We start from the raw sequence: 13,566 nt of genomic DNA, 5'->3' as shown, positions 1-13,566 counted from the left end.
GTGAAATCTACGCGCTTGCGCTGATGTTTTGCCGATACCCGGGTCGCATGCTGGCTAGCATGAACGCACTCGAGTGGAGCGAACTTGGTGTGAGCGGACTGCCGACCGGCACGGTGACCTTACTGCTGGCCGACGTCGAGGGATCGACGCGGTTATGGGATTCGCAGCCCGAGGAGATGCGCGCGGCGATTCGGCGACTCGACGCGACGCTGGCCGATCTCGTAGTCATGAACAACGGTGCCCGCCCCGTCGAGCAGGGCGAGGGCGACAGTTTCGTGCTGGCTTTCGCACGGGCCAGCGATGCGGTGGCGTGCGCGCTGGCGCTGCAGCAGGCGCCGCTGGCCCCGATCCGGCTGCGCATCGGCGTACACACCGGTGAGATCCAATTGCGCGACGAGGGCAACTACATCGGGACGACCATCAACCGCGCGGCGCGGCTACGCGATCTGGCGCACGGTGGACAGACGGTGCTCACCGGTGCGACCGAATCCATGGTCGTCGACTATCTGCCCGAGGGTGCGTGGCTGAGCGACCTCGGTTCACATCCGCTGCGAGACCTGCCCCGGCCCGAACGCGTCGTGCAACTGTGTCATCCGGACATCCGCAATGACTTCCCGCCCCTGCGTACGGCCGAGACCGCGTTGAGACACGATCTGCCCGCGCAGCTGACGCGATTCATCGGACGCCGCAAGCAGATCGGCGAGATCGGTGAGCTCCTGACCGGTAACCGGTTGGTGACGCTGACCGGTGCGGGTGGGGTGGGCAAGACGCGACTGGCTGTGCAGATCGCGGACCGTACCGATCTGCCGTCGGTCTGGTATGTGGACCTGGCGCCGATCAGCGACCCGGATCTCGTGCCGGTCGCCGTGCTGCGGGCGCTCGGGATACCAGACCAACCGGGTCGATCGACGATGGACAGCATCGTCGAGTTCGTCGGCGCGCGTGCGGGCCTCGCGGTGCTCGACAACTGCGAACACCTGCTCGAGGTCAGCGCCGAGCTGATCACCACTCTCCTGGAGCGCTGTCCGGCGCTGCGGCTGCTGGCCACCAGTCGCGAACCGATCGGCGTCGAGGGTGAGCTCGTCTGGCGGGTGGCCTCGCTGGCGATCGACGACGAGGCCGTCGAGTTGTTCGTCGACCGTGCTCGCCACGTTCAGTCCGATTTCACGCCCGCGGAAGAGGAACTGGCGGTCATCGGAGAGATCTGCAGTCGCCTGGACGGTATGCCGTTGGCGATCGAGCTGGCCGCCGCCCGGGTCCGCGCCCTGTCCGTGCGCGAGATCCTCGACGGCCTGCACGACAGGTTCCGCCTGTTGACAGGCGGATCGCGAAAAGCGGTGCGCCGCCAGCAGACTCTCAAGGCGTCCGTGGATTGGTCGCATCAGATGCTGACCGAGCCCGAGCGGGTCGTCTTCCGCCGGTTGGCGGCGTTCGCCGGGGACTTCGATCTCGAGGCCGCGCAGGCGGTGGCCACGGGGGGAGAGGTCGAGCGCTTCCAGGTGCTCGACCTGCTGATGCTTCTGGTGGACAAGTCGTTGGTGTTGGCCGAATCATCCAGTGGGCGAGTGAGATACCGGTTGCTGGAAACGGTCCGCCAGTATGCGCTGGACAAACTCGGTGAGTCCGGCGAAGCCGACATCGTGCGGGGTCGGCACCGGGATCATTACACCTCGATCACGCGACTGGCGACGCCGGGGCTCGCCGAGTACGAACGCCTCGTCACGCAGGCGGAGATCGAGATCGACAATCTCCGTGCCGCGTTCGCCTGGAGTCTCGAGCGGCAGGATGTCGACGTGGCACTGCGGTTCGCGAGTTCGTTGCAACCGCTGTGGCTCATGCGCGGGCGGGTACAAGAGGGCCTGTCCTGGTTCAACGCCGCCCTGGACGATCCGGCGCTCGAAGGGGCGTCCGATGTCGTGGCACAGGTCAGTGCGGTGGCCGACCAGGCGGTGCTCCACGCATGGGCGGTGACGGTCGGCGTCACGGAGGGTCTCGAGCAGGCCCTGGCCACGGCCAGGGAGCTCGACGACCCCGCGTTGTTGCTTCGGGTGCTGACGTCGTGTGTGGGGGCGGCCGCATTCGATGCCCAGTCGGCGTACCCGTACATCGACGAAGCTCTCGATTTGGCACGGCGATTGGACGACCGGTGGCGGCTCTGTCAGGTCCTCGGCTGGAAGGCGTTCATCGCCATCCTGCTCGGAGATCCTGTGCCGGCACGTGCGGCCGGCGAGGAGGGACAGTCGCTGGCCGATGCCATCGGCGACGTGTTCATGTCGCGGATGAATCGGTACTGGGGCCCGGCGATGGCCGTTTATCAGATAGGTGACCTGAAAGAGGGCACTGCCCTCCTGCATGCGCTTGCCGCGGAGGCGGATGCATCCGGGGACGTCATCCACGGCTACCTCGCGCGCGTCGGTCTCGCGCATGCGTATGTCTGGCTTGGCGATCCCGCCGCGGGGCGAAGCTACGCCGAGGCAGCCATCGAAGCCGCGACCACGCTCGGCCCGTTCCTCGAGCCGTGGGCGTACGCTCCGCTGGCCTTCGCCATCCTCGCAGAGGGAGACGTGAAAGCGGCTGCCGACGCGTGCGATTGGGCGTGGCAGCGCATCAACGCCCAGCCCGAGACGGCGATCACGAACGTCATCCCGTCGGCGGAGCTCGAGCTCGCCAGAGGTGATCTGCGGGCCGCCAGAGAGTACGCCGACACCGACGTGTCGGTGATGCAGGGGTGGCACCTGGCACGGGCCCTGGTGAATCGCTCTCGCATCGCCTTGGCGCAGAATGATCTCGGTCAGGCGGATGAAGACATGCGCCGGGCGCTGGACACCATGGCCGGTCATCGGTCCTATCAGATCGCGCCTGACGCGTTCGAGGTGCTGGGCGAGTTGACCTGTGCGGCCGGTGATCAGCGCAACGCGGCGCGTTTCCTTGGCGCCGCCGACGCCATGCGCAAACGCATGGGGCTGGTGCGGCTCCGAGTGCACGACGCGACGTACGCGGCAACGGTGTCGCTGCTCAGGGAGTCCCTCGGCGAGAAGGAATTCGAGGCGTTGTGGGACGAAGGGACCGCGCTGTCGATCGAGGAGGCCGTCGCGTACGCGCAGCGTGGACGCGGTGAGCGCAAGCGACCGTCGAGCGGCTGGGCTTCCTTGACGCCGACCGAGCTCGGCGTGGTCCGGTTGGTCGCCGAGGGACTCGGCAACAAGGACATCGCAGCAAGGCTCTTCGTGTCGCACCGGACGGTGCAGACGCATTTGACCCATGTCTACACCAAGCTGGGACTGACATCGCGCGTGCAGCTGGCACAGGAAGCTGCGCGGCACGCCTAGGATCGCGGTATGACAGTCGTTCTGGTGCATGGCAATCCGGAGACGGATGCGATCTGGGGTCCCTTGGTCGACGCGCTCGGCCGCGAGGACGTGGTGCGGCTCTCTCCGCCCGGGTTCGGTGCACCGCTATCCGACGACTTTGCGGCTACGTATCTCGACTACCGCGACTGGCTCGAGCGCGAACTGGAGCGCTTCGACGAGCCGGTCGACCTCGTCGGACACGACTGGGGCGGCGGCCACGTCGTCAACGTGGCGATGCACCGGCCCGACTTGCTGCGCACATGGACGAGCGACGTCGTCGGGCTGTTCGATCCCGACTACGTTTGGCACGACCTGGCCCAGGTGTGGCAGACGCCGGGAGCGGGCGAGGAACTCAACGAGACCATGATGGGCGGCACCGTCGACGACCGGGCAGCGCAGATGGCCGAGCTGGGCCTGCCAGCCGACATCGCCACATCGCTGGCCGAGGCGCAGGGGCCCGAGATGGGGCGCGCGATCCTCGCGCTGTACCGCTCGGCCGCGCAGCCGGCGATCGCCGAGGCCGCGCGTGGACTGGATGCGGCCGCCTCCCGGCCGGGCCTGTCGATCCTGGCCACCGAGGACCCGTACGTGGGGAGCGACGAGATGCGCCGGCGTGCGGCGCAGCGGGCCGGCGCGCGAACGGAAGTGCTCGAAGGGTTGGGGCACTGGTGGATGGTGCAGGATCCCGCGCGCGGGTCCGAGGCGCTCACGAGTTTCTGGGAGACCGTCGACTGACGGATGGAATCAATGTCACACCCTCGTGGCATAGTCGAATGTATGTTCGACTCCGAATTTGCGACCGCGGATGATTCCGCTGTCGTGGCTGCGATCGAGGAGAGCACGCGGGCCGAGGCAAGGGCGGGCGCCCGTCGGCTCGCCGCGATCGCCGAACTCGCCCGCCGCAGAGTCGACGACGAGGACCGATCGGCATTCGACGGTTGGGACGCGGCCGCCGCCGAAGTCGCGGCCGCTATGACCGTCGGCCACAAGCGGGCCTCGGCACAGATGCGCATAGCGATCGCACTTCGGGACCGACTTCCACGCGTCGCGGCGCTGTACCTGCAGGGCGCCATCAATTCCCGCGTGGCTTCGGCGCTTACGTGGCGCACACAGTTCGTTGACGACGCCGAGGCGCTGGCTTTGATCGACGCCGCCTTAGCGGAAGGCGCTTCAAGGTGGGGTCGGCTGTCCGATTACAAGCTCGAGCGCGCAATCGATGCGTGGGTCGAGCGGTACGATCCGGACGGGTTGCGCCGAAGCGAATCAACTACGCGCAGCAGAGACTTCTCGGTCGGGGACATCGACGATCCGGCAGGAACCACGTCGGTGTGGGGACGTCTGCTGGCCACGGACGGTGCTGTTCTCAAACGTCGCATCGCGGAAATGGTGCAGACCCTGTGCGATGACGATCCGCGAACCGCTGGAGAGCGCCGATCGGACGCGGTCGGCGCAATTCTCGCGGGCAGTGACCGCCTCGCGTGCGCCTGCGGATCCGACACCTGTCCGTCGGCTGACGCGTCGCGATCGTCGAACGTCGTCATCCATGTACTCGCAGAGCGGTCGGCTGTCGATGTGGCATTGCAGCAGCCGACAGCCGCCGAGTCCAGGACGAAGCCGCCCGCAGCGCTCATCGTCGGCGAGGACGTCGTGCCGGCATCACTGCTGTCGCAACTGATCCGAGGTGGCGCGAAGATTCGTCCGATCACATTACCCAGCGACAAGCCTGAGTCGCAGTACCGGCCGTCGGCCGAGTTGGCTCGGTTCGTACTCATGCGAGATCTGCACTGCCGGGCCCCTGGTTGCAACGTGCCAGCCGACGGTGGCGACATCGACCACACCATCCCGTATCCATTCGGGACCACGCATGCGTCGAATCTCAAGTGTCTGTGCCGAAAACACCATCTGATGAAGACGTTTGGTGGATGGGACGACGTCCAACTGTCCGACGGTACGGTGGTCTGGACCTCGCCGAGCGGGAGGAAGTACACCACCCAACCCGGTAGCAGAATCTTCTTTCCGACCTGGGATACGACGACCGCTGACCTTCCTCCGCCGGCGAGCTTGCCGCCGATGGCTCGCGACCGCGGGGTGATGATGCCACTGCGACGGCGTAGCCGTGCCGCCGATTACGCCGCGCGAATCAAGGCCGAACGCGCGAGAAATCGGCTAGCGGCTGGCGCACCGTTCTGATCACTTGCCGGAGTAACCCACGCCACATTTGTTTCGGGCACGTTTCAGGCGATTGGAATGGGTCGCGCGAGCCATGTGAGCGGGTGTTGACCTTTCGGTCATGGATGTGCAACGGCCACGGAATGGCCGCCCGCCATCGTGATGCCCGTGAAGACTTTGAGCCGCAGCCGCACGATCGAACACTGGGACGCCGAAGACGTCGAGGCGTGGGAATCTGGCGGTAAGGACATCGCCAAGCGGAACCTGATCTGGTCGATCTTCGCCGAGCACGTCGGATTCTCGGTGTGGTCGATCTGGTCGGTGATGGTGCTGTTCATGCCACAGGACGTCTACGGCATCGACCCTGCGGGCAAGTTCTACCTGGTCGCGATCCCCACGCTCATCGGAGCGATCTTGCGTATCCCGTACACGATCGCCCCGGCGCGGTTCGGCGGGCGCAACTGGACCATCGTCAGCGCCCTGCTGCTGTTGATCCCGACCGTGCTCACACTGTGGGCGATGAGCAACCCCGGCACGTCCTACACCACGTTCATGATCGTGGCCGCAGTGTCCGGCGTGGGCGGCGGCAACTTCGCGTCGTCGATGACCAACATCAACGCGTTCTACCCGCAACGGCTCAAGGGCTTTGCGCTCGGGCTGAACGCCGGCGGCGGTAACATCGGCGTGCCGGTGATCCAACTGGTCGGACTCCTGGTGATCGCCACCGTGAGCAACACCGCCCCCGAAATCGTCTGCGCCATCTATCTCGTCCTTGTCGCGTTGGCCGCGCTGGGGGCTGCGCTGTTCATGGACAACCTCGGCAACCAGCGATCCAATCTCGGCGCGATGGCAGAAGCGTTGCGGTTCAAGCACTCCTGGGTTATGAGCTTTCTCTACATCGGCACGTTCGGTTCGTTCATCGGGTTTTCGTTCGCCTTCGGCCAGGTGCTGCAGATCAACTTCCTCGCAGGCGGCGACACCCCGGCGCAGGCCTCTCTGCACGCCGCCCAGATCGCCTTCATCGGCCCGTTGCTCGGCTCAATCTCGCGGCCGTTCGGCGGCAAGCTGGCCGACCGGATCGGGGGCGGGAGGATCACGCTCTACACCTTCGTCGCGATGATCTTCGCAGCCGGGATCCTGGTCGCAGCAGGCGTTCTCGACGACGGTATGGCGGGCGCGGCCACCGGTGGGCAGATGGCCGCCTATGTCACCGGCTTCATCTTGCTGTTCATCCTCTCGGGCATCGGCAACGGTTCGACGTACAAGATGATCCCGTCGATCTTCGAGGCCAAGGCCCAGGGCCGCGACGGCTGGAGCCGCGAGGACAAGGCCGCATGGTCGCGCAGCATGTCCGGCGCGTTGATCGGCTTCGCCGGCGCTACCGGCGCCCTCGGCGGCGTCTTCATCAACGTCGTGCTGCGCGCGTCGTACGTCAGTGACGCCAAGTCCGCCACCAACGCGTTCTGGGTGTTCCTCGGCTTCTACGTGATCTGCGCGATCGTCACCTGGGTTGTGTTCCTGCGCATGAAGACCTCGCGGGCCGGTGCCGGCGAACAGATCGGCCGCGCCGCCGCACCGGTGCCCGCCTGACGCCGATGGGTACTCGGACGGCGTGCTCGTACTGCGGCGTGGGCTGCGGTATCGAGGTGCACACCGCCACTGACCGCGAGACCGGCAACCCGGTCATCGCTCGGGTAACCGGGGACAAGCTGCATCCGGCCAACTTCGGCAGGCTCTGCACCAAGGGTGCCACCCACGCCGAGATGATGCGCGCGGACGACGGCCGCCTGACCTCAGCGATGCTGCGGTCGGGCCGCGGCGAGGAACTGGTGCCCACACCGGTCGACGACGCCGTCGCCGAGGCGGGCCGGCGTCTGCGGGCCATCGTCGACGAGCACGGCCCGGACGCGGTTGCGCTCTACGTGTCGGGCCAGATGTCGATCGAGGCGCAGTACCTCGCAACCAAATTGGCCAAGGGGTATCTACGCACGGTGCACATCGAGTCGAACTCGCGGCTCTGCATGGCCAGTGCCGGAACGGGCTTCAAACAGTCGCTGGGCGCCGACGGTCCTCCCGGTTCCTACGCCGACTTCGACCGCGCCGACTTGTTTTTCGTCATCGGCTCCAACATGACCGACTGTCACCCGATCCTGTATCTGCGGATGGCCGACCGGCTCAAGGCGGGAGCCAAGCTGATCGTCGTCGATCCGCGCCGCACGACGACCGCCGAACGCGCCGACCTCTTCCTGCAGATCAAACCCGGCACCGACCTGGCACTGCTGAACGGGCTCTTGTACCTGCTCGTCGAGAACGGCGACATCGACGGTGATTTCATCGACGCCTACACCGAGGGCTGGGACGCGATGCCGGCGTTTCTCGCCGACTACACCCCGGACCGGGTCGCTGGGCTCACCGGCCTGGCGGAGGCCGACATCCGGCTCGCGGCGCGAATGATCGCCGACGCGGGGGAGTGGCTGAGCTGCTGGACGATGGGGCTCAACCAGAGCACTCACGGAACGTGGAACACCAACGCCATCTGCAACCTGCACCTTGCCACCGGCGCGATCTGCCGGCCGGGCAGCGGGCCGATGTCGCTGACCGGTCAGCCCAACGCCATGGGCGGACGCGAAATGGGCTATATGGGACCGGGATTGCCCGGTCAGCGTGTGGTCACCTCGGCCGAGGACCGCGCGTTCGTCGAGGGGCAATGGGGGCTGCCGTCGGGCACCATCCGCTCCGACGTCGGCCCGGGAACGGTGGACATGTTCCGAGGCCTCGCCGACGGCGACATCAAAGCCTGCTGGATCATCTGCACCAATCCCGTTGCCACGGTGGCGAATCGGTCGATGGTGATCGAGGGATTGCAGGCGGCCGAGCTCGTCATCACTCAGGATGCCTACCGCACCACGGCCACCAACGCCTACGCCGACATCGTGTTGCCCGCCGCGATGTGGGCGGAGGCCGACGCGGTGATGGTGAACTCCGAACGAAATCTGACATTGCTCCAGCAGTCGGTTCCTGCTCCGGGCCAGGCCCGGCCCGACTGGCAGCTGATCTGTCAGGTCGCGGCCCATCTGGGGTTCGGCGAGCACTTCGCGTATACCTCCAGCGAACAGATCTTCGACGAGATCCGGCGATTCTGGAACCCCAAGACCGGCTACGACCTTCGCGGCGCCAGCTATACGCGGCTGCGGCAGACGCCGTTGCAGTGGCCGTGCCCGCCGGACGACGATGCCGATCGCCATCCGATCCGCTACCTCAACGACGGCGTCAGCCAGGACTACATCGTCGACGAGCACGGCCACGCACCCCGGCTGGCATTCGCGACCCCGTCGGGGCGGGCGATATTCCATGCCCGTCCGCACATGGACGCAAAGGAGTTGCCCGACGACGAATACCCGTTGGTCCTGAACACCGGTCGGCTGCAACACCAGTGGCACACCATGACCAAGACCGGCCGGGTGGAATCGCTGAACAAGCTGACCGGTGATCCGTTCGTCGAGGTACATCCCGAGGATGCGCTGAGGCTCGGAATCGAGGACGGGCGGTCCGTCGAGCTCACGACGCGGCGTGGGCGCGCGGTGCTGTCCGCCACCGTCACCGATCGTGTGCGTCCGGGCACGTGTTTCGTGCCGTTCCACTGGAACGACGACCACGGCGAGAACCTCACGGTCAACGCGTTGACCAACGACGCCGTCGACCCCGACTCGCTGCAGCCCGAGTTCAAGGTCTGCGCGGTCAAGCTGACCCCCGTCGCCTCACCGACACTCACCGAGCACGAAACGCTGTACGTGTCGGGCTTTTTCAGCGGACTGGCCGAGGCGCAGTCGGAGGTCCCGGTCTTGCCCGACTCGGCGCCGGTTTCCACCGAGGTGCGCCAGTGGATCAACGGTGTGCTCGCCGGGCAGGCCCACCGCCCGTCCGACGAACCGGCGCGGCCGGAACTCGACGGCGGGCCGCTCGTGCTGTGGGCGTCGCAGACAGGCAATGCCGAGGACTTCGCGACGCGGCTGGCCGAACGGCTCGGCAACGCGCACCTGGTGAACATGGATGACCTGACCCCCGCCGACCTCGTCGCGGCCCGCGACGTGCTGGTCGTCACGAGCACCTTCGGCGACGGGGGACCGCCCGACAACGGTGCCGGCTTCTGGAAGCGGTTGCAGGCTGAGACGGCGGCGCCGCTGACGGGTCTGCGATACGCGGTGCTGGGCATCGGCGACCGGTCCTACGACGACTTCTGCGGCTACGCCAAGGCGGTCGACGCGCGGCTGGCGGATCTCGGCGCCGTGCGGCTGCTCGAGCGCGCCGACTGCGAGGCCTACGACGACGAGCGCATGCGGCGGTGGGCAGACGACGTCACCGCGCTGCTGAATCCGGGCATCGACACCACGCCGCCGACCGGAAGCGTCTCAACATTGGTGCGGCCGGCCACCGTCGCGCAGCCGTTCACCCGCGCCCGTCCGCTCGTCGTGCCGCTGTCGCGGAACGTGGTGCTGACCGGGCCCGCGTCACGAAAAGAGGTGCGACAGTTCGGCTTCGACATCTCCGAACACGACGTCAGCTACGCTGCCGGCGACTCGCTGGGCGTGTGCGCCACCAACGACCCCGCGATGGTCGACACGTGGCTGGCGGCCACCGGGATGCCGAGTCAGCACACCGTCGAGATCGACGGCACCGAAATGTCGTTGCGCGACGCGCTCGTCTCGCACTACGACTTCTGCCGGGTCACGCCCGACCTGGTGCGCTTCATCGCCGAGCACAGTCGACACGCCAAGGCGCTGCGGGCGCCGAAGGCGAAACTGGACAAGTGGCTGGCCGGGCGCAACGGCCTCGACCTCGTCCAGGAGTTCGTCGTCCACGCCGATCCCGACGAGTGGCGGGAAGTGCTGGTGCGGTTGACCCCGCGCAGCTACTCGATCTCGTCGAGCCCGCTGGTCAGCCCGCACGAAGTGCAGTTGACGGTGTCGGTGGTGCGCTACCGCGGTGTCCACGGCGGCCGGCGCGGCGGCGTCTGCTCGACCTTCCTCGCCGACCGGGCCTCGTCGGCGCCGGTTTTCTTGCAACGCTCGCCACACTTCCGGCCACCGGACGACGGCACGACTCCGATGATCATGGTCGGCCCGGGCACGGGCGTCGCGCCGTTCCGCGGCTTCCTGCAGGAGCGGCGGGCGCTCGGGCACCGCGGTCGCAACTGGCTGTTCTTCGGTGAGCAGCACCGCGACCAGAACTACTACTACCGAGAGGATTTCGAGGACATGGCCCGCGACGGGTTGCTGCACCGGCTCGATCTCGCGTTCTCCCGCGACCAGGCCTCACGGGTCTACGTTCAGCACCGGATGCTCGAACAAGGTGCCGAGGTGTGGCGATGGCTCGACGACGGCGCGCACTTCTACGTCTGCGGCGACGCCACCCGCATGGCCAAAGACGTCGACGCCGCATTGACCACGATCATCGAGCGGCACGGCGGAATGTCGCACGAGCAGGCCCACGACTACAAACGTGAACTGGTCGCAACGAAACGCTATGTGCGCGACGTGTATTGAGACGCGCCGAGTGCCGGCACCGCGTTGACTCTGAATTGGTTTCAGCCATATAGGCGATGTCCGGCGGGCGACGATCGCGGCGTGGATAATGGCTTGTCGTGCATCACCGCCTTCACACTGTGGTCAAGAGCGCTGCGGCCATCGCCGCGGCGGTCATGCTGGCGGCCTGCGGCGGCACGGCGACTCAGGAGTCGGCCGACCCGTTGGCGGTCGCGGGGATGCGCGTCGCGGACGGACCCTCGGGGTTGAGGGAGGGGGCGCCGGGACCGTCACGGAAGGTGACAAACACCGACGGGGGGCCCATCGACATCCTCGCGGCGCAATCCGTCAGCGACGTCGAGGATTACTGGAAAGGCGCATTCAGTCGCGCGCTCACAGGGGAGTTCACGCCCGTCCGCAAGCTGTTGTCCTGGGACGCCAACCGGCGCGACAGGTCCACGTTGTTCTGCGGTGAGACCACTGCGGGATTGATCAACGCCGCGTTCTGTCCGCCCGACAGCTCGATCGGCTGGGACCGCGGTGTCCTGCTGCCGTCGCTGCGGAAGACCTACGGAGAGATGGCAGTGACCATGGTGCTGGCACACGAGTACGGCCACTCCGTGCAGTACCAGGCTGAGCTGAACCAGCCGAGCACGCCGACATTGGTGGCCGAGCAGCAGGCCGACTGCTTCGCGGGGGCCTATATGCGGTGGGTGGCGGAAGGTAATTCGCGACGTTTCACACTGTCCACCGGCGACGGGCTCAACGCCCTCCTCGCCAGCGTCATCTCCTTCCGCGATCCACTGTTCGACCGCAACGGGGCGTCCTCGGGCGGCGGCGAACACGGATCGGCGTTCGAGCGGGTCTCGGCGTTCCAGTTCGGATTCGCCGACGGGCCCGAGACGTGTACGGGTATCGACAAGGAGGAGGTCATCCAGCGGCGCGGTGACCTGCCGGTCGCCCTGCAGCGAGGGGAGACGGGGAACTGGCCGGTGTCACAAGGCTCCGTGCGGTCGGTCATCGCCGCGATGAACCTGCTGTTCGAACCCGCCGACCCGCCGCGGCTCGTATTCGATGCGGCTGCCGCGAAACGATGCGCCGATGCCCGGCCCACACCGCCCGTCTCGTTCTGCCCGGCGACCAACACCGTCGCGGTCGACCTGGCCGGGCTGAAGAAACTCGGCGCCGCCGCCGAAGGCCCGACGGGGCTGACGGGCGACAACACCGCCTATTCGGTACTGATCTCGCGCTATATGTTGGCTCTGCAGAAAGCATTTGGGCTTTCGCTGGACACCGCGGAGACGGGTCTGCGAACGGCCTGCCTTACCGGCGTCGCGACGCGAAAACTCAGCCAGCAAGTGAACACACCGGACGGCAACACCGTCGCGTTGACCGCCGGCGACCTCGACGAAGCCGTGAGCGGTCTGCTCACCAACGGCATGGCCGCCAGCGACGTCAACGGGCAGTCGGCACCCGCGGGGTTCGCGCGCATCGACGCGTTCCGCGCCGGCGTGCTGGGGGATCAGGACTCCTGCCTGAAACGCTTCGCCTGAGAAGGCCGACCGACCTGGTGTCCTTAGGGGGACGTGGCCATCTGCGCCAAGCGCCGGAGGCGCGAAGCGGCACTACAGCCATTGTCTCCAGCCAACAACCAACTCTGTGGTCGCCGTCGCGGCGAGACGAAGCCTTTGACCTACCTTCCTGCCACCTTGGATGTCACAAGCTTTATCAGGGAACGTCTTGGAGGAGCATCGGATGGGTGATCTGTTTGGCCGACGCGCAATCGTGTCGGGATCGGCCCGCGGGATTGGTTTCGCCATCGCCAGGCGGCTCGTGGCAGGCGGTGCCAAAGTTGCCGTCGCAGACCTCGACGCCGAAGCAGCGAACAGTGCGGCACGTCAGCTTGGCAACGGAACTATCGGCGTGGGCTGCGATGTGCGGTCGGACACCGACGTCGATCTCGTGGTGGCACGCGCCGTTGAAGCGTTCGGCGGGCTGGACCTGTTGGTCAACAACGCCGGGATTGAAATCGCCAAGCCCATAACCGAACTCACAAGCGAAGAGTTCAGTCGGGTGCTCGATGTCAATGTGACAGGCACCTTTCGGTTCACCAAGGCGGCGCTGCCGGCGCTTACGTCGGCCGGTAATGGCGCGATCGTGGTCGTGTCGTCTGTCGCCGGCACGGCGGGTGGCCCATTGGTCAGCGCCTATAGCGCGTCAAAGGGAGCGCTGATCCGCTTCACCGAATCGGCCGCCATTGAACTGCGTCAGGCCGGTATCCGCGTAAATGCCGTCTGCCCGGGCCTTATTCGAACCGAAATGGCCGACCGCTTGGCAGCACCGCTCGAGGCGATCGCACCGATCCCGTTCGATGACCTCGTTGCGCTCAAGCAGGGCCGCTTCGGCGCGCCAGACGAGATCGCCGAGACCGTTGCCTTCCTCGCCTCCGACGACGCCCGCTTCGTCAACGGCGCCCACTATCTGATCGACGGTGGCCTCACCGCGAACCTTTTCTAAGGAGAACG

At 66.7% G+C, this 13,566-nt stretch carries 7 protein-coding genes; all 7 read left to right on the top strand.

Going from position 1 to position 13,566, the window contains the following annotated elements:
* Positions 1–59 precede the first annotated feature (59 nt).
* A complete protein-coding gene (locus A5650_RS11935) occupies positions 60–3,329 on the top strand; it encodes a helix-turn-helix transcriptional regulator (protein WP_231992599.1) in 3,270 nt (1,089 codons plus the stop codon).
* 9 nt (positions 3,330–3,338) lie between these two features.
* Positions 3,339–4,085, top strand: a complete 747-nt coding sequence (locus tag A5650_RS11930; protein WP_067290939.1) for an alpha/beta fold hydrolase — start codon at positions 3,339–3,341, stop codon at positions 4,083–4,085.
* 42 nt (positions 4,086–4,127) lie between these two features.
* Complete coding sequence (locus A5650_RS11925; RefSeq protein ID WP_067290937.1) at positions 4,128–5,540, top strand: HNH endonuclease signature motif containing protein; 1,413 nt, start codon at positions 4,128–4,130, stop codon at positions 5,538–5,540.
* A gap of 141 nt (positions 5,541–5,681) precedes the next feature.
* Positions 5,682–7,109: a nitrate/nitrite transporter gene (locus tag A5650_RS11920; protein WP_067290934.1), complete on the top strand. Its 1,428-nt coding sequence runs from the start codon at positions 5,682–5,684 to the stop codon at positions 7,107–7,109.
* 5 nt (positions 7,110–7,114) lie between these two features.
* Positions 7,115–11,062 carry a bifunctional nitrate reductase/sulfite reductase flavoprotein subunit alpha gene (locus A5650_RS11915; RefSeq protein WP_067290930.1) on the top strand — a complete coding sequence of 1,316 codons (3,948 nt, stop codon included), beginning with the start codon at positions 7,115–7,117 and terminating at the stop codon, positions 11,060–11,062.
* Between the two features lie 155 nt (positions 11,063–11,217).
* The gene (locus A5650_RS11910; protein WP_082950733.1) at positions 11,218–12,594 is read left to right on the top strand and encodes a neutral zinc metallopeptidase; all 1,377 of its coding nucleotides are present in this window, start codon (positions 11,218–11,220) and stop codon (positions 12,592–12,594) included.
* 202 nt (positions 12,595–12,796) lie between these two features.
* On the top strand, positions 12,797–13,558 hold the full coding sequence (locus tag A5650_RS11905) for an SDR family NAD(P)-dependent oxidoreductase (protein ID WP_067290923.1): 762 nt from the start codon (positions 12,797–12,799) through the stop codon (positions 13,556–13,558).
* The last annotated feature ends 8 nt before the right edge of the window (positions 13,559–13,566 follow it).

This window comes from Mycobacterium sp. 1164985.4 (assembly GCF_001668575.1).
Taxonomy (GTDB): Bacteria; Actinomycetota; Actinomycetes; order Mycobacteriales; family Mycobacteriaceae; genus Mycobacterium.
The sequence above is the reverse complement of the archived record's forward strand: the minus strand, read 5'-3'. Positions and strand labels throughout refer to the sequence as shown.

Coding starts and splice junctions, on each gene's coding strand:
- A5650_RS11935 (WP_231992599.1), top strand. CDS start 60: ATGAACGCACTCGAGTGGAGCGAACTTGGTGTGAGCGGACTGCCGACC.
- A5650_RS11930 (WP_067290939.1), top strand. CDS start 3,339: ATGACAGTCGTTCTGGTGCATGGCAATCCGGAGACGGATGCGATCTGG.
- A5650_RS11925 (WP_067290937.1), top strand. CDS start 4,128: ATGTTCGACTCCGAATTTGCGACCGCGGATGATTCCGCTGTCGTGGCT.
- A5650_RS11920 (WP_067290934.1), top strand. CDS start 5,682: ATGCCCGTGAAGACTTTGAGCCGCAGCCGCACGATCGAACACTGGGAC.
- A5650_RS11915 (WP_067290930.1), top strand. CDS start 7,115: ATGGGTACTCGGACGGCGTGCTCGTACTGCGGCGTGGGCTGCGGTATC.
- A5650_RS11910 (WP_082950733.1), top strand. CDS start 11,218: ATGCTGGCGGCCTGCGGCGGCACGGCGACTCAGGAGTCGGCCGACCCG.
- A5650_RS11905 (WP_067290923.1), top strand. CDS start 12,797: ATGGGTGATCTGTTTGGCCGACGCGCAATCGTGTCGGGATCGGCCCGC.